The organism is Streptomyces sp. NPDC101225 (assembly GCF_044767585.1).
GTDB lineage: Bacteria > Actinomycetota > Actinomycetes > Streptomycetales > Streptomycetaceae > Streptomyces.
Map to the genome: position 1 here is coordinate 16838 of NZ_JBIWOE010000038.1, position 17138 is coordinate 33975.

A 17138-nucleotide genomic window follows, 5' to 3' on the forward strand; every position below is an offset into this window, starting at 1 on the left:
GTGTCCGAAATAGTATGCATTGGGTAGGCAGTGTAGAACGGGAGATGTGACGGCAATGGCTACGGAAACTCCCCAGCTCAGCGCAGCATGTGCCGTCCCCGCCACGGGCAGTCACCGGTGACGGGAACCGGCACGCCGCACACCGCTGATCCGGAGCGCGGCACCCTCGACAAGGCGGCGGGCGAGAACTTCCCCGTGGCGCCCTTCTTCCTGCCCAGGGCCTGGCGCGCCGACCTCATGGCGGTGTACGGCTTCGCCCGCCTTGTCGACGACATCGGCGACGGCGATCTGGCCCCCGGTGGCGCCGACGCAGGTCTGCTCGGCGTGTCGCCCTCGCAGGCCGAGGACCGGCTGCTGCTTCTGGACGCCTTCGAGGAGGACCTGAAGCGGGTCTTCGAGTCCACCCCGCGCCACCCCCTGCTGCGCCGCCTGCAGCCCACCGTCCGGCGCCACGCGCTGACCCCGGAGCCCTTTCTCGGCCTGGTCGCCGCCAACCGCCAGGACCAGCTCGTCAGCCGCTACGAGACCTACGACGACCTGCGCGCCTACTGCGAACTGTCGGCCAACCCCGTCGGCCGTCTGGTCCTGTCGGTCACGGGCACGTCGAGCCCCGAGCGCATCCGCCTCTCGGACGCGATCTGCACGGCCCTGCAGATCGTCGAACACCTCCAGGACGTCGCCGAGGACCTCCGCCGGGACCGCATCTATCTGCCCGCCGCGGACATGAAACACTTTCATGTGCAAGAGGCGGATCTCGCCACACCCACCGCGGGCGCATCGGTGCGCGCACTGGTCGCATACGAAGCGCAACGCGCCCGGGATCTCCTGAATGAAGGAGCCCCTCTCGTGGGTAGCGTCCACGGCAGGTTGAAGCTGCTGCTCGCAGGGTTCGTGGCGGGGGGAAGGGCGGCGATCCACGCGATCGCGGCCGCAGAATACGACGTACTTCCCGGCCCGCCCCGGCCCGGCAAGGGCCGGCTGCTGCGCGAGGTGGGCGTGACCCTGCGAGGAGAGGGGTGATCCGGACCGTGGAGTCTCCATCGCACGTGTCCGCGCCGGTACTCGCCGCCTACAGCTACTGCGAGGCCGTGACCGGGCAGCAGGCCCGTAACTTCGCCTACGGCATCAGGCTGCTGCCGACGCCGAAGCGACGCGCGATGTCGGCGCTGTACGCGTTCTCCCGGCGCGTCGACGACATCGGCGACGGCGCGCTGGCGGACGACGTCAAGGCGGCCAGGCTGGAGGACACCCGCGAGCTGCTCGTGCGGGTGCGCGAGGGCGCGGTCGCCGAGGACGACACCGACCCCGTGGCGGTCGCCCTCGCCCACGCCTCCGACGCCTTCCCGATCCCGCTCGGCGGCCTCGACGAACTGATCGACGGCGTGCTGATGGACGTCCGCGGCGAGACCTACGAGACCTGGGACGACCTGAAGGTCTACTGCCGCTGCGTGGCCGGCGCCATCGGCCGGCTCTCGCTCGGCGTGTTCGGCACCGAACCGGGGGCGCGCGGCGCCGACCGGGCCGCGGAGTACGCCGACACCCTGGGCCTCGCGCTGCAGCTGACCAACATCCTCAGAGACGTCCGGGAGGACGCCGAGGGCGGCCGTACCTATCTGCCCTCCGACGACCTGGCGAAGTTCGGCTGCTCGGCCGGGTTCGACGGCCCCACTCCACCGGAGGGCTCCGACTTCACGGGCCTGGTGCACTTCGAGGTGCGGCGGGCCCGCGCCCTTTTCGCCGAGGGCTACCGGCTGCTGCCCATGCTGGACCGGCGCAGCGGGGCGTGTGTCGCCGCCATGGCCGGCATCTACCGCCGCCTGCTGGACCGCATCGAGCGCGACCCGGAGGCCGTGCTGCGCGGCCGGGTCTCGCTGCCCGGCCGGGAGAAGGCCTACGTCGCCGTACGCGGCCTGTCCGGCCTGGACACCCGCCATGTGGCCCGGAGGACCGTCAGGAGGCGCGCCTGATGGACAAAACGGGCCAACGTGATTGCATCGGCGAAATGCCGCACGCAACCCTCTGGACGGGGACGGCGTCCCTGACTGCGACGGCATGCCGTGCACCGTTCAATCACCGCGGCGGCCGGGCAGGGGAGGGTGCACGATGACCGACGACTCGCGCTCCGGCGAGCCGCTCGCGGCTGTACCGGGGCGTCCCGGAAGGGACGCCGTCGTGATCGGCGGCGGGCTCGCCGGCATCACCGCCGCGCTCGCGCTCGCGGACGCGGGTGTCCGCGTCACCCTGGTCGAGGGCAGGCCCCGGCTGGGCGGCCTGGCCTTCTCCTTCCGGCGCGGAGAGCTGACCGTCGACAACGGACAGCATGTCTACCTGCGCTGCTGCACCGCCTACCGCTGGTTCCTCGACCGCATCGAGGCCACCGCGCTGGCGCCCCTGCAGGATCGTCTCGACGTGCCCGTTCTCGACGTCGACAAGCCCGCGGGCCGGCGCCTGGGCAGGCTGCGGCGCGACGCCCTGCCGGTCCCTCTGCATCTGGGGCGCAGCCTGGCGACGTATCCGCATCTCTCCCTCGCCGAGCGGGCCAGGGTGGGGCGTGCCGCACTGGCGCTGAAGGGGCTCGACCTCACCGATCCGAGCCTGGACACCCAGGACTTCGGCAGCTGGCTGACCGCGCACGGTCAGTCGGCGCGTGCCGTCGAGGCCCTGTGGGACCTGGTCGGGGTGGCCACCCTCAACGCGGTCGCGGGCGACGCCTCGCTGTCGCTCGCCGCGATGGTGTTCAAGACCGGTCTGCTGTCCGACCCGGGCGCCGCCGACATCGGCTGGGCGCGCGTCCCGCTGGGCGAACTGCATGACCGGCTGGCCCGCAAGGCGCTCGACTCCGCGGGCGTGCGTACCGAGGTCCGTACACGCGTCACCTCCCTCTCCACTGACGAAAACGGGCGCCTGCGCGTTCAGGTTCCCGGGGAGACCCTCGACGCGGACGCCGTCGTGCTCGCCGTACCCCAGCGCGAGGCCCATGACCTGCTGCCGGACGGCGCGCTCGACGCCCCGGAAAAACTGCTGGACATCGATACCGCGCCGATCCTGAACATCCACGTCGTCTACGACCGCAAGGTGCTCAGCCGGCCCTTCTTCGCCGCCCTCGGCACCCCGATCCAATGGGTCTTCGACCGCACCGAGGCGTCCGGACTGCGCGAGGGCCAGTACCTCGCCCTGTCGCAGTCGGCCGCGCGGGACGAGATCGACACGCCCGTCGCCGAGCTGCGCGAGCGCTACGTTCCCGAGCTGGAACGCCTGCTCCCGGGTGCTCACGGCGCCGAGGTGAGGGACTTCTTCGTGACCAGGGAGCGCACGGCGACGTTCGCCCCCACCCCCGGCGTCGGGCGGCTGCGGCCCGGCGCCCGCACCAAGGCCCCCGGCCTCTACCTGGCCGGAGCGTGGACCGCCACAGGGTGGCCCGCGACCATGGAGAGTGCGGTCCGCAGTGGCGTCGGCGCGGCCGAGGCCGCCCTCGGCGCCCTGGGCCGGGCCCGCCCGGACGACCTCTTCGACCTCGAGGAGGCGGCTTGATGCTCCAGCAGCAGGCGGCAGGCCCCCGCACCCCCGGTACCGCAGAAGAAGGAGAAACTGTGCCCACTGTGCCCCCGGCCGAGACGGCTGCCGACGCGGTGGACGTGACCGCGCTCCTGGAGCGCGGCCGGACCCTTGCCACACCGGTACTGCGGGCGGCCGTGGACCGCCTGGCCCCTCCCATGGACACCGTTTCCGCCTACCACTTCGGCTGGATCGACGCCGAGGGCAACCCCGCCGAAGGGGACGGCGGCAAGGCCGTGCGCCCCGCCCTGGCGGTGCTCTCCGCCGAGGTCACCGGGGCCGCGCCCGAGACCGGCATCCCCGGCGCCGTGGCCGTCGAACTCGTCCACAACTTCTCGCTGCTGCACGACGACCTGATGGACGGCGACGAGCAGCGCCGCCACCGCGACACCGTGTGGAAGGTGCACGGGCCCGCGCAGGCGATCCTCGTCGGCGACGCCCTGTTCGCCCTGGCCAACGAGGTGCTGCTGGAGCTCGGCACGGTCGAGGCCGGCCGCGCCACCCGCCGCCTGACCACCGCGACCCGCGCCCTGATCGACGGCCAGGCCCAGGACATCTCCTACGAGCACCGCGACCGCGTCAGCGTCGAGGAGTGCCTGGAGATGGAGGGCAACAAGACCGGCGCCCTGCTGGCCTGCGCCTCCTCCATCGGCGCGGTGCTCGGCGGCGCGGACGACCGCACCGCCGACACGATGGAGAAGTACGGCTACCACCTCGGCCTCGCCTTCCAGGCCGTCGACGACCTCCTCGGCATCTGGGGCGACCCCGTCTCCACCGGCAAGCAGACCTGGAGCGACCTGCGCCAGCGCAAGAAGTCCCTGCCGGTCGTGGCCGCGCTCGCCGCGGGCGGTCCCGCCTCGGAGCGGCTCGGCGAGATGCTCGCCGCCGACGCCAAGAGCAGCGACTTCGAGAACTTCTCGGAGGAGGAGTTCGCGGCCCGCGCCGCCCTCATCGAGGAGGCGGGCGGCCGTGAATGGACGGCCGACGAAGCGCGCCGCCAGCACACCGTCGCCATCGAAGCCCTCGACGCCATCGACATGCCCGACCGGGTGCGGGCCCAGTTCGCGGCGCTCGCCGACTTCGTCGTCGTACGAAAGAGATGATCACTATCGGTCGAACAGTCCTCGCGTAGTCGCCGGCCGGTGCCTGCGAAAAGGTTTCAGTCACCGGCCGACGGCGGACCCACAGCAGCACGACTTGCACGACTGCACGAAGGGGAAGCCATGACAGCGACGACCGACGGAAGCGCCGGGGCCCTTCCGCCCCGGCCTGCCTCGGCCAGCGACACCGACAGCACGAGCCCCGCCTCGGCCGGGGTGCACGACATCGCCGCACGCGCCACGCAGCGCGCCACCGACTTCCTGCTCTCCCGCCAGGACGCGGAGGGCTGGTGGAAGGGCGACCTCGAGACCAACGTGACCATGGACGCCGAGGACCTGCTCCTGCGCCGGTTCCTGGGCATCCTGGACGAGTCCACCGCGCATGCCGCCGCCCTCTTCGTACGCGGCGAGCAGCGCGAGGACGGCACCTGGGCGAGCTTCTACGGCGGGCCGGGGGAACTGTCCACCACGATCGAGGCCTACGTCGCCCTGCGCCTGGCCGGCGACACACCGGACGCTCCGCACATGGCGAAGGCCTCGGCGTGGATCCGCGAACAGGGCGGCATCGCGGCCTCCCGCGTCTTCACCCGGATCTGGCTCGCCCTGTTCGGCTGGTGGAAATGGGAGGACCTGCCCGAACTCCCGCCGGAGCTCATCTACTTCCCCAAGTGGATGCCGCTGAACATCTACGACTTCGGCTGCTGGGCCCGGCAGACGATCGTGCCGCTCACGATCGTCTCCGCCAAACGGCCGGTGCGGCCCGCACCCTTCGGGCTGGACGAGCTGCACACCGACGCGAGCGACCCCAGCCCGGCCAAGCCCCTTGCCCCGGTGGCGAGTTGGGACGGCGCCTTCCAGCGACTGGACAGGATGCTGCACCAGGCGCGCAAGGTCGTGCCGCGCCGGCTGCGCAAGGCCGCCATGAACTCCGCCGCCCGCTGGATCATCGAGCGGCAGGAGAACGACGGCTGCTGGGGCGGCATCCAGCCGCCCGCCGTGTACTCGGTCATCGCCCTCTACCTGCTCGGCTACGACCTCGAACACCCCGTGATGCGCGAGGGACTGGCCTCCCTGGACCGGTTCGCCGTATGGCGCGAGGACGGCGCCCGGATGATCGAGGCCTGCCAGTCGCCGGTGTGGGACACCTGCCTGGCCACCATCGCGCTCGCCGACGCGGGCGTGCCGGCCGAGCATCCGCAGCTCGTCAGAGCGGCGGACTGGATGCTCGGCGAGGAGATCGTGCGGCCCGGCGACTGGGCCGTCAAGCGGCCCCAACTGCCTCCCGGCGGATGGGCGTTCGAGTTCCACAACGACAACTACCCCGACATCGACGACACCGCCGAGGTGGCCCTCGCGCTGCGCCGGGTCAGCCACCACGACCCGGAGCGGGTGGAGAAGGCGATCGGGCGCGCGGTGCGCTGGAACCTCGGCATGCAGTCGAAGAACGGCGCCTGGGGCGCCTTCGACGTCGACAACACCAGCCCCTTCCCCAACCGGCTGCCGTTCTGCGACTTCGGCGAGGTCATCGACCCGCCGTCCGCGGACGTCACCGCGCACGTGGTGGAGATGCTGGCCGTCGAGGGCCTCGCGCACGACCCGCGCACCCGGCGCGGCATCGAGTGGCTGCTGGCCGAACAGGAGCCGGACGGCTCGTGGTTCGGACGCTGGGGCGTCAACTACGTCTACGGCACCGGCTCCGTGGTGCCCGCGCTCACCGCGGCCGGGCTGCCCGGCTCGCACCCGGCGATCCGGCGGGCCGTGGCCTGGCTGGAGAAGGTGCAGAACGACGACGGCGGCTGGGGCGAGGACCTGCGCTCCTACAAGTACGTCAAGGAGTGGAGCGGCAGGGGTGCCTCCACCGCCTCGCAGACCGCGTGGGCGCTGATGGCGCTGCTGGCGGCCGGCGAGCGGGACTCCAAGGCCGTCGAGCGGGGCATCGAGTGGCTGGCGGACACCCAGCGCGAGGACGGTTCCTGGGACGAGCCGTACTTCACCGGAACCGGCTTCCCCTGGGACTTCTCGATCAACTACCACCTCTACCGGCAGGTCTTCCCGCTGACCGCGCTCGGCCGGTACGTGCACGGCGAGCCCCAGGTCGTCGCCACCGCCGGCAAGGGGGGTCGATGAGCACACAGCCCGCTCCGGCCCCGCTGCTGATCGCCTGCGCGCTCGGCATCGAGCGACTCGCCCTGCGCACGAGCGACCGCGGTGCGTCCGGCGGGCCGGTCACCGTTCTGCGGACCGGCATGGGCCCGAAGGCGGCCCGGCAGGCGGTCACCCGGCAGCTGGCCGGGCCGGCCCTGCGCGAGGCCGCCGTGCTGGCCACGGGGTTCTGCGCCGGGCTGGCGCCCGGCATGCACCCCGGCGATCTGGTGGTCGCCGAGGAGACCCGCGATCCGGACGGAACCGTTCGGTGTGTGGGGAGCGACCTGCTTGTCAAGGAGCTCGCGCGTGCGGTGCCCGGACGGACGGTCCACACCGGCCCTCTCGCCGGCTCCGACCATGTCGTCCGCGGTCACGAACGGTCCGATCTCTTCGGAACCGGCGCAATCGCGGTCGACATGGAATCGGCGGCGACGCTGCTGAGCGCCGTGCGCGCCGGTGAGCGCCCGGTTGCGGCCGTACGGGTGGTCGTGGACGCTCCAGAACATGAACTCGTCCGGATCGGCACGGTGCGCGGTGGAATATCGGCTTTCCGCGTCCTTCGTGCCGTTCTTCCGGCTTTTTTCGAATGGCACCGTTCTTTGCTGCTCCCCAGGAGGTGAGCCAGATGGCCATGCCGCTGCGCCAGTCCATCAAGGTCGCTACGTACTTGGCTGAACAGAAGCTTCGCAAGCGGGACAAGTTCCCGCTGATCGTGGAGCTGGAACCTCTCTTCGCATGCAACCTGAAGTGCGAGGGCTGCGGCAAGATCCAGCACCCGGCAGGCGTGCTCAAGCAGCGCATGCCGGTCGCCCAGGCGGTCGGCGCGGTGCTGGAGTCCGGTGCGCCGATGGTGTCCATCGCGGGCGGTGAGCCCCTGATGCACCCTCAGATCGACGAGATCGTGCGGCAGCTGGTGGCCAAGAGGAAGTACGTCTTCCTGTGCACCAACGCCATGCTGCTGCGCAAGAAGATGGACAAGTTCACGCCCTCCCCGTACTTCGCCTTCGCCGTGCACATCGACGGGCTGCGTGAGCGGCACGACGAGTCCGTGGCCAAGGAGGGCGTGTTCGACGAGGCCGTGGAGGCGATCAAGGAGGCCAAGCGGCGCGGCTTCCGGGTCACCACCAACTCGACCTTCTTCAACACCGACACCCCGCAGACCATCATCGAGGTGCTCAACTTCCTCAACGACGACCTCAAGGTCGACGAGATGATGATCTCGCCCGCCTACGCCTACGAGAAGGCCCCCGACCAGGAGCACTTCCTGGGCGTGGAGCAGACCCGCGAGCTGTTCAAGAAGGCCTTCGCGGGCGGCAACCGCAAGAAGTGGCGGCTCAACCACTCGCCGCTGTTCCTGGACTTCCTCGAGGGCAAGGTCGACTTCCCGTGCACCGCGTGGGCGATCCCGAACTACTCCCTCTTCGGCTGGCAGCGCCCCTGCTACCTGATGAGCGACGGGTACGTGCCCACCTACCGCGAGCTGATCGAGGAGACCGACTGGGACAAGTACGGCCGCGGCAAGGACCCGCGCTGCGCCAACTGCATGGCGCACTGCGGCTACGAGCCCACCGCCGTCCTCGCCACCATGGGGTCGCTGAAGGAGTCTCTGCGCGCCATGCGCGAGACGGTGTCCGGGAACCGGGAGTGACGCCGTGACCGCCATCGCCCTGGGCGTCCCCGAGATGCCGGCCCGGCCGATCGCCGAGCGGCGCATCTCGCGGCAGATCCATGTGGGGCCGGTACCGGTCGGGGGCGGCGCCCCGGTCTCGGTGCAGTCGATGACGACGACCCGCACCTCCGACATCGGCGCCACCCTGCAGCAGATCGCCGAGCTCACCGCCTCCGGCTGCCAGATCGTGCGGGTCGCCTGTCCTACGCAGGACGACGCGGACGCGCTGGCCACCATCGCCAGGAAGTCGCAGATCCCGGTCATCGCCGACATCCACTTCCAGCCGAAGTACGTGTTCGCCGCGATCGAGGCGGGCTGCGCGGCGGTGCGGGTGAACCCCGGCAACATCAAGAAGTTCGACGACCAGGTCAAGGAGATCGCGCGCGCCGCGAGGGACCACGGCACCCCGATCCGCATCGGTGTGAACGCCGGCTCCCTCGACAAGCGGCTGCTGCAGAAGTACGGCCGCGCGACCCCGGAGGCCCTCGTCGAATCGGCGCTGTGGGAGGCGTCCCTCTTCGAGGAGCACGACTTCCGCGACATCAAGATCTCGGTCAAGCACAACGACCCGGTCGTGATGATCGAGGCGTACCGGCAGCTCGCCGCCCAGTGCGACTACCCGCTGCACCTCGGTGTGACGGAGGCCGGTCCCGCCTTCCAGGGCACGATCAAGTCCGCCGTCGCCTTCGGGGCGCTGCTCGCCCAGGGCATCGGTGACACCATCCGGGTCTCGCTCAGCGCGCCGCCGGCCGAGGAGGTCAAGGTCGGCATCCAGATCCTGGAGTCGCTGAACCTCAGGCAGCGCCGCCTGGAGATCGTCTCCTGCCCGTCCTGCGGGCGGGCGCAGGTGGACGTCTACAAGCTCGCCGACGAGGTCACGGCGGGCCTGGACGGCATGGAGGTCCCGTTGCGGGTGGCCGTCATGGGCTGTGTGGTCAACGGCCCCGGCGAGGCACGGGAGGCGGATCTGGGGGTCGCCTCCGGCAACGGCAAGGGCCAGATCTTCGTCAAGGGCGAGGTCATCAAGACCGTGCCCGAGTCGAAGATCGTGGAGACCCTCATCGAGGAGGCGATGAAGATCGCCGAGCAGATGGAGCAGGACGGGGCCGCATCGGGCGCCCCCACCGTCACGGGGAAACCGGCAGTGACTGTGAGTTGAAGCAAGGCACGGACCGAGAGGGGGCCCGAGCGTGACGATTCTGGAGAACATCCGGGGACCACGTGACCTGAAGGCGCTGTCCGAGGCGGAACTCGGCGAACTGTCCGAAGAGATCAGGGAGTTCCTGGTGCACGCGGTCGCCAGGACCGGCGGGCACCTCGGGCCCAATCTGGGGGTGGTGGAGCTCTCCATCGCCCTGCACCGGGTCTTCGAGTCGCCCGTCGACCGCATCGTCTGGGACACCGGCCACCAGAGCTACGTGCACAAGATCCTGACGGGCCGTCAGGACTTCTCGAAGCTGCGCGGCAAGGGGGGCCTGTCCGGCTACCCCTCGCGCGAGGAGTCCGAGCACGACATCGTCGAGAACAGCCACGCCTCCACGGCGCTCGGCTGGGCGGACGGCCTGGCCAAGGCCCGCGAGGTGCAGGGGGAGAAGGGCCACGTGGTCGCCGTCATCGGCGACGGCGCCCTGACCGGCGGCATGGCCTGGGAGGCGCTGAACAACATCGCGGCCGCCAAGGACCGGCCGCTGATCATCGTCGTCAACGACAACGAGCGCTCCTACTCGCCCACCATCGGCGGCCTCGCCAACCACCTGGCCACGCTGCGCACCACCGACGGCTACGAGAAGGTCCTCGCCTGGGGCAAGGACGTCCTGCTGCGCACCCCCGTCGTCGGCGGCACCCTCTACGAGTCCCTGCACGGCGCCAAGAAGGGCTTCAAGGACGCCTTCGCCCCGCAGGGCATGTTCGAGGACCTGGGCCTGAAGTACGTCGGACCGATCGACGGCCACGACATCGGGGCCGTCGAATCCGCCCTGAGGCGCGCGAAACGCTTCCACGGGCCGGTCCTCATCCACTGCCTCACCGAGAAGGGCCGCGGCTACGAGCCCGCCCTCGCCCACGAGGAGGACCACTTCCACACCGTCGGCGTCATGGACCCGCTCACCTGCGAGCCTCTCGCGCCGTCCGGCGGCCCGTCCTGGACCTCGGTGTTCGGCGACGAGATCGCCGCGATCGGGGCCGAGCGCGAGGACGTCGTCGCCATCACGGCGGCCATGCTGCACCCGGTCGGCCTCGGCAGGTTCGCCGAACGCTTCCCCGACCGCGTCTGGGACGTCGGCATCGCCGAGCAGCACGCCGCCGTCTCCGCGGCGGGTCTGGCCACCGGCGGTCTGCACCCGGTCGTCGCCGTCTACGCCACCTTCCTCAACCGCGCCTTCGACCAGCTCCTGATGGACGTCGCCCTGCACCGCTGCGGCGTCACGTTCGTCCTGGACCGGGCCGGCGTCACCGGCGCCGACGGACCCTCCCACAACGGCATGTGGGACATGTCCATCCTCCAGGTCGTCCCCGGTCTGCGGATCGCCGCGCCACGCGACGCCGACCAGCTGCGGGCCCAGCTCCGCGAGGCCGTCGCCGTCGACGACGCACCCACCCTGGTCCGCTTCCCGAAGGAGAACGTCGGCCCGCAGATCCCGGCGATCGACCAGGTGGGCGGCCTGGACGTCCTGCACCGCGGCGCGGGCAGGCCCGACGTGCTGCTCGTCTCCGTCGGGGTGATGGCGCCGGTCTGCCTGCAGGCCGCCGACCTGCTCCAGGCCCGCGGGATCTCCTGCACCGTCGTCGACCCCCGGTGGGTCAAGCCCGTCGACCCCGCCCTGCCCGGCCTCGCCGCCGAGCACCGCTTGGTGGCCGTCGTCGAGGACAACAGCCGCGCCTCCGGGGTCGGCGCCGCGGTGGCCCTCGCGCTCGGCGACGCCGAGGTCGACGTCCCCGTGCGCCGCTTCGGCATCCCCGAGCAGTTCCTCGCCCACGCCAAACGCGGCGAGGTCCTGGCCGACATCGGCCTCACTCCCGTCGAGGTGGCCGGCCGGATCAGCGCGAGCCTCGCCGTCAAGGAGGCCGAGCACACCCTGGCCGTCGGGCAGCGGCCGGACGCCACCCTCAAGGAGAAGGCTGAATGACCAAGGAGTTCGACCTCGGCGCTCTCCTGGCCGAGCGCGGAGCCGAGCGCTACGAGCTGCACGGCAGGTACCTCAACCCGCAGCTCCCGCGCATGCTGCACACCATCGGCTTCGACAAGGTCTACGAGCGCGCCGAGGGCGCCCACTTCTGGGACGCGGACGGCAACGACTACCTGGACATGCTCGCCGGGTTCGGGGTGATGGGCCTGGGCCGCCACCACCCCGTCGTCCGCAAGGCGCTGCACGACGTCCTCGACGCCCAGCTCGCCGACCTCACCCGCTTCGACTGCCAGCCGCTGCCCGGGCTGCTGGCCGAGAAGCTGCTCACGTACAGCCCGCACCTGGACCGTGTGTTCTTCGGGAACAGCGGCACCGAGGCGGTGGAGACGGCGCTGAAGTTCGCCCGCTACGCCACCGGCAGACCGCGGATCCTGTACTGCGACCACGCCTTCCATGGCCTGACCACCGGCTCCCTGTCGGTCAACGGCGAGGACGGCTTCCGTGACGGCTTCGCCCCGCTGCTGCCCGACACCGCCGTACCCCTCGGTGATCTCGACGCCCTGGCCCGGGAGCTGAAGCGGGGCGACGTCGCCGCCCTGATCGTCGAGCCGATCCAGGGCAAGGGAGTGCACGCGGCCCCGCCCGGCTATCTGCGCGCCGCCCAGGAACTCCTGCACCGGCACAAGGCCCTGCTGATCGCCGACGAGGTGCAGACCGGCCTCGGCCGCACCGGCGACTTCTACGCCTACCAGCACGAGGACGGCGTCGAGCCGGACCTGGTGTGCGTGGCCAAGGCGCTGTCCGGCGGCTATGTCCCGGTCTCGGCCACCCTCGGCAGGGACTGGATCTTCAAGAAGGTCTACTCGTCGATGGACCGGGTCCTCGTCCACTCGGCGAGCTTCGGGGCCAACGCCCAGGCCATGGCGGCCGGGCTCGCCGTGCTGTCGGTCATGGAGAACGAGCAGATCGTCGCCAACGCGCGGGCGACCGGAGAGCAGCTGAGGTCCCGCCTGTCGGCGCTGCGGGACAAGTACGAGCTGCTCGCCGACGTCCGCGGCCGGGGCCTGATGATCGGCATCGAGTTCGGCCGGCCCACGTCGCTGAAGCTGCGCAGCCGCTGGACCATGCTGCAGGCGGCACGCAAGGGCCTGTTCGCGCAGATGGTCGTGGTGCCGCTGCTGCAGCGCCACCGCATCCTGACGCAGGTCTCCGGCGACCACCTGGAGGTGATCAAGCTGATCCCGCCGCTGGTCGTCAAGGAGGCCGAGGTGGACCGTTTCGTGGACGCCTTCACCGCCGTCATGGACGACGCCCACAGCGGCGGCACCCTGATGTGGGACTTCGGCAAGACGCTGATGAAGCAGGCGGTCGCCAACCGATAGCACCAGGTGGCCGGTCCCCGGGCTTTGCCTCTGAGGCAAAAAATTTGCCGCAGGGGCAAAGCTTCGGCTGAATGGAGGGCATGAGCTCTCCCGAGACCGAGCCCGCGCCGCCGGGCGGCGCCCCGGCCGGGCCGGAGGACATCCTGCCCGCCGTCGCGCCCCAGCTCCGCGCGCTGCGCCGCCGTGCCTCCCTCACGCTGGAGGCCGCGGCCCGTACGACCGGGCTGTCGCCGGCCCATCTCTCCCGGCTGGAGACCGGACAGCGCCAGCCCTCGCTGCCGGTGCTGCTCGCCCTTGCCCGTGTCTACGGTACGACCGTCTCGGAACTGCTGGGCGAGTCGATCGCCGCTCGGGACGCCGTCGTGCGCGCCGGCGACATGGAGCCGACCGCCGCGGGCGGCTGGACCTACTGGCAGGCCGGTGCCTCCGGCCGCGGGATGCAGGCGCTGCGCGTGCATGTGCCGCACGGCTCGCAGCGCGACATCGTGCGCGTGCATCCCGGCGAGGAGTGGCTCTACGCCCTCAAGGGCCGGCTGCGGTTGCGCCTGGGGGACACCACCCATCTGCTGGCCCCCGGCGACAGCGCGCATTTCGACTCGCTGACCCCGCACCGGATCGCCGCCCAGGATCCCGAGGGCGTCGACCTCCTGTTCGTCCACACCTTGCTGCAGAGTCCCACGGCCACGCTGTGCCTGGGCCCGATCACGGGAGACGTATGAGCAACCAGAACGGCGACATGGAGGAGAAGTTCCCCCGTGCCCTGTGGGTCCGCCTGATCATCTACATCGCGGTGGGGCATCTCTTCGCGGCCTTCATCTACCTGCTGTTCGAGATCGGCGCGAAGTAGGGCGTCTGGAAGGAGGCGGCGGCCGGGAGGGCGGCCCCGCTCAGTCCAGCAGCCGCCGGCGCAGGCCCTCGCGCAGTGCCGGCGTGACGCCGAGTCCCCGCTCCAGGTACGTGTCGACGTCGCCCCAGGTCTGCTCGATCGTCTCGAAGGCCGCCGCCAGATACTCGGCACGGGCCTCGAACAAGGGGCTGAGCAGCTCCATGACCTCGGGGGCGTACCCCGCGCCGGAGGAACTGCTGCGGTGCACCTTGTAGCGGCGGTGCTTGGCGTTGGACTCCAGGTAGTCGGTGACGATGGCGTCGTGCTCGACACCCAGCGCGAGCAGGGTCACCGCGATGGACAGGCCCGCACGGTCCTTGCCCGCCGCGCAGTGCATGAGGGCGGGCACGCTGTCCTCGGCGAGTGAGCGCAGCACGTGCGCGTGCTCGGCGGTGCGCTCCTTGATGATCGTGCGGTAGGAGGAGATCATCCGGCCGGCGGCCTGGCCGTCGCCCAGGATGCCGCGCAGCTGCTCGATCTCGCCGTCGCGGACCATCTTCCAGAACTCGGCGCCGTCGGCCGGGTCGGTCAGCGGCAGGTTCACATTGCGCACGCCCGGCAGCTCGACGTCCGGGCCCTCCAGCTTCTGGTCCGCGGCGTTGCGGAAGTCGAAGATCGTGTGCAGGCCCAGGGCGGACAGGAACGCGGCGTCCTCCTCGGTCGCGTGCGCGAGGTGGCCGCTGCGGAACAGCACTCCGTGCCGCACCCGCCGTCCGTCCGTGGTCGGGAGGCCGCCGACGTCGCGGAAGTTGCGGACACCGGCGAGTTCGGGGTCGGTCGACGGAATCTGCTGCGTCACGGGTGCTCCTCCCACTCCGCCCGAACGGCGCGACTCGTCGACGGGCGCTCCGTCGACCATACGACATGGATTCCTGAGGCAATGAGTTGTCCACAGGCGTTGCGACCAGGCCTCACCGCCCCTGATGATGTTGGCAATTGATCGCACCTGTTCGGATGTGTGGGGGCTGGCATGCTGGAGATCGCCGACAACGGCCGTACATGGCTCCTCAGCGGGCCGGCGAGCAGTTACGCCGTGCACCTCACCGAGGACGACGAGCTGCTGCACCTGCACTGGGGCCCGAGGATCACGCTCGCCGACGCCGAGGCCCTCGCCGTGCGCCCGCTTCCCGACTACCGGCCCTTCGAGTCCCCGCTCGACGGGCGCGAGGAGTACCCGGTCGAGGGCGGCCCCCGCTTCGTGCGCCCCGCCCTGTCGGTCCGCGACGGCGAGCGGCGCGGGACCGAGTGGCACTTCGAGGCCCACGACACCGAGCCCGGGGCCGACGGCGGGCTGCGGCTGCGGTTCCGCGACGGAGGGCTGACGATCACGCTGCACTACCGCATGCGGCACGACGTCCTGGAGCGCTGGGTGAGCCTCGCCAACGAGGGGCCCGCGCTGGAGCTGCTGCGGGCCGACGCCGCCACCTGGACGCTGCCCGAGCGTGAGGGCTGGCGGCTGTCCCAGCTGCACGGGCGCTGGGCCGCCGAGTCCCGGCTGACCGGCGCGCCCCTCACCTACGGGGAGAAGGTCATCGGCAGCCGCCGCGGCCACACCGGGCACCAGCACCTGCCCTGGGTCGCCCTCGACACGGACGCGACCGAGGACCGCGGCGAGGTCTACGGCTGCGCGCTGGGTTGGTCGGGCTCGTGGCGGATCGCGGTGGCGCAGCTGCCGGACGCGCGCGTGCAGATCACCGGCGGCGCCGGACACGACGACTCCGGGCTGCTGCTCCTGGCGGCGGGGGAGTCGTACACGACACCCGTCTTCGCCGGCCTGTGGAGCGACGGCGGCTTCGGCGGCGCGAGCCGCGGCTGGCACGCCTACCAGCGCGCGTACGTGATCCCGGACGCGGACCGGGACCGCCCGGTGCTGTTCAACTCCTGGGAGGCCACGGAGTTCGACATCTCCGAGGAGCAGCAGACGGCGCTCGCCCGGCGGGCCGCCGCGATCGGCGTCGAGCTGTTCGTCGTCGACGACGGCTGGTTCGGCAGGCGCACCAGCGACCGGGCCGGACTCGGCGACTGGACGCCGAACCCGGACCGCTTCCCCCAGGGGCTGAAGCCCCTCGCGGACCATGTGCACGCCCTCGGCATGCAGTTCGGCATCTGGGTCGAGCCCGAGATGGTCAACCCGGACAGCGACCTGTACCGCGAGCACCCCGACTGGGTCCAGTTCCAGTTGGGACGAAAGCGTACGGAACTACGCAATCAGCTCGTACTGAACCTGGCCCGCGAGGACGTCCAGGAGTATCTGTGGCAGCAGCTCGACACACTGCTGTCCAGTGCCCCGATCGACTATGTGAAGTGGGACTTCAACCGCGCCTTCACCGACGCGGGCTGGCCCGGCGAGCCGTATCCGCAGCGGCTGTGGACCGACCATGTCCACGCCCTGTACGCCCTGTTGGACCGGCTGCGCGCGGCGCACCCCGGTGTCGCCTTCGAGTCGTGCTCGGGCGGCGGCGGGCGCATCGACCTGGGGATCATGAGCCGCACGGACCAGGTGTGGACCTCCGACAACACCGATCCGCTCGACCGGCTGGCCGTCCAGCACGGCTTCAGCCAGATCCATCCCGCGCGCGTGATGGCCGCCTGGGTCACCGACAGCCCCAACACCCAGCTCAACGGCCGCGTCAGCTCGCTGCGCTTCCGGTTCGTCAGTGCCATGGCCGGCGTGCTCGGAGTCGGCGGCGACCTCACCCGCTGGAGCGAGGAGGAGCTGGCCGAGGCGGGGGAGTGGGTGGCCCTGTACCGGCGGATCCGGCCTCTGGTGCAGCACGGCGAGCTCTACCGGCTGCGGCCGCCGGCGGGCGGGCTGAGCGCGGTGCAGTACGTGCGCGGGGACGACGCGGTCGTCCTCGCCTGGCTCCAGGCACAGCGCTACGGCGAACCCGTACCCGCGCTGCGGCTGAAGGGTCTTGACCCGGCAGCCTCGTACGAATGCCACGAAACGGGCGAAATCCATAGGGGTGCCGTCCTTCTGCATCACGGACTGCGGACCGGGCTGCGCGGTGATCTCGACGCGGCCGTCCTCCGGCTGCGCCGCATCTGAGCGATGTGTCCGTATTGGCCGAACTCGCTCCGGAATAAGGCATCCTGGCGGCACGGCGCGTGAGGAGCGTCATATCCGTGACCGAACGTGGTCCGTCATGTTCACGTAATTCACGCGTTTCACAAGGGAATTCGACCGGGAAGACACCTCCGTAATCCACGCAGGGTCACCACTGTTTCCCATTGAGGATCAACAGAAACGCTTTCCCGGGGAACCGTCACTTGTCC

At 71.0% G+C, this 17138-nt stretch carries 15 protein-coding genes; 14 read left to right on the forward strand and 1 reads right to left on the reverse strand.

From position 1 onward, the window contains the following. Positions 1-117: 117 nt before the first annotated feature. The 13 genes from hpnC to ACIRPX_RS36205 all read left to right on the forward strand — a co-directional run bounded on the left by hpnC (position 118) and on the right by ACIRPX_RS36205 (position 13823). A complete protein-coding gene (gene hpnC, locus ACIRPX_RS36145; protein ID WP_404203269.1) occupies positions 118-1020 on the forward strand; it encodes a squalene synthase HpnC in 903 nt (300 codons plus the stop codon). Then, a complete protein-coding gene (gene hpnD, locus ACIRPX_RS36150; RefSeq protein ID WP_404203271.1) occupies positions 1017-1967 on the forward strand; it encodes a presqualene diphosphate synthase HpnD in 951 nt (316 codons plus the stop codon). The genes hpnC and hpnD overlap by 4 nt, the downstream gene beginning before the upstream one ends. A 35-nt stretch (positions 1968-2002) precedes the next feature. After that, complete coding sequence (locus tag ACIRPX_RS36155; RefSeq protein ID WP_404203379.1) at positions 2003-2107, forward strand: DUF6380 family protein; 105 nt, start codon at positions 2003-2005, stop codon at positions 2105-2107. Beyond that, the gene (hpnE, locus tag ACIRPX_RS36160) at positions 2104-3531 is read left to right on the forward strand and encodes a hydroxysqualene dehydroxylase HpnE (RefSeq protein WP_404203273.1); all 1428 of its coding nucleotides are present in this window, start codon (positions 2104-2106) and stop codon (positions 3529-3531) included. Before ACIRPX_RS36155 ends, hpnE begins: the two co-directional genes overlap by 4 nt. Continuing rightward, entirely contained in the window at positions 3531-4658 is a 1128-nt protein-coding gene (locus ACIRPX_RS36165; protein ID WP_404203275.1) for a polyprenyl synthetase family protein, read from the forward strand. The genes hpnE and ACIRPX_RS36165 overlap by 1 nt, the downstream gene beginning before the upstream one ends. A gap of 120 nt (positions 4659-4778) precedes the next feature. After that, complete coding sequence (gene shc / locus ACIRPX_RS36170) at positions 4779-6782, forward strand: squalene--hopene cyclase (RefSeq protein ID WP_404203277.1); 2004 nt, start codon at positions 4779-4781, stop codon at positions 6780-6782. Beyond that, complete coding sequence (locus ACIRPX_RS36175; protein WP_404203279.1) at positions 6779-7420, forward strand: 1-hydroxy-2-methyl-2-butenyl 4-diphosphate reductase; 642 nt, start codon at positions 6779-6781, stop codon at positions 7418-7420. Before shc ends, ACIRPX_RS36175 begins: the two co-directional genes overlap by 4 nt. 5 nt (positions 7421-7425) lie before the next feature. After that, entirely contained in the window at positions 7426-8448 is a 1023-nt protein-coding gene (gene hpnH / locus ACIRPX_RS36180) for an adenosyl-hopene transferase HpnH (RefSeq protein WP_089107242.1), read from the forward strand. 4 nt (positions 8449-8452) lie between these two features. Continuing rightward, complete coding sequence (gene ispG / locus ACIRPX_RS36185) at positions 8453-9628, forward strand: flavodoxin-dependent (E)-4-hydroxy-3-methylbut-2-enyl-diphosphate synthase (RefSeq protein ID WP_404203281.1); 1176 nt, start codon at positions 8453-8455, stop codon at positions 9626-9628. A gap of 31 nt (positions 9629-9659) precedes the next feature. Continuing rightward, complete coding sequence (gene dxs, locus ACIRPX_RS36190) at positions 9660-11594, forward strand: 1-deoxy-D-xylulose-5-phosphate synthase (protein ID WP_404203283.1); 1935 nt, start codon at positions 9660-9662, stop codon at positions 11592-11594. Next, positions 11591-12976 carry an aspartate aminotransferase family protein gene (locus tag ACIRPX_RS36195; RefSeq protein WP_404203285.1) on the forward strand — a complete coding sequence of 462 codons (1386 nt, stop codon included), beginning with the start codon at positions 11591-11593 and terminating at the stop codon, positions 12974-12976. Before dxs ends, ACIRPX_RS36195 begins: the two co-directional genes overlap by 4 nt. A gap of 80 nt (positions 12977-13056) precedes the next feature. Then, complete coding sequence (locus tag ACIRPX_RS36200; RefSeq protein ID WP_404203287.1) at positions 13057-13695, forward strand: helix-turn-helix domain-containing protein; 639 nt, start codon at positions 13057-13059, stop codon at positions 13693-13695. Then, a complete protein-coding gene (locus ACIRPX_RS36205; protein WP_404203289.1) occupies positions 13692-13823 on the forward strand; it encodes a DUF6126 family protein in 132 nt (43 codons plus the stop codon). The genes ACIRPX_RS36200 and ACIRPX_RS36205 overlap by 4 nt, the downstream gene beginning before the upstream one ends. A gap of 40 nt (positions 13824-13863) precedes the next feature. Here the strand turns inward: ACIRPX_RS36205 and ACIRPX_RS36210 are convergent, their stop codons facing one another. Then, positions 13864-14661, reverse strand: coding sequence for a tyrosine-protein phosphatase (locus tag ACIRPX_RS36210; protein ID WP_404203291.1), 798 nt, complete (start codon positions 14659-14661; stop codon positions 13864-13866). Between the two features lie 171 nt (positions 14662-14832). On the opposite strand from ACIRPX_RS36210, the gene ACIRPX_RS36215 reads away from it, so the two are divergent. Then, on the forward strand, positions 14833-16911 hold the full coding sequence (locus tag ACIRPX_RS36215; RefSeq protein ID WP_404203293.1) for an alpha-galactosidase: 2079 nt from the start codon (positions 14833-14835) through the stop codon (positions 16909-16911). Positions 16912-17138: the final 227 nt, after the last annotated feature.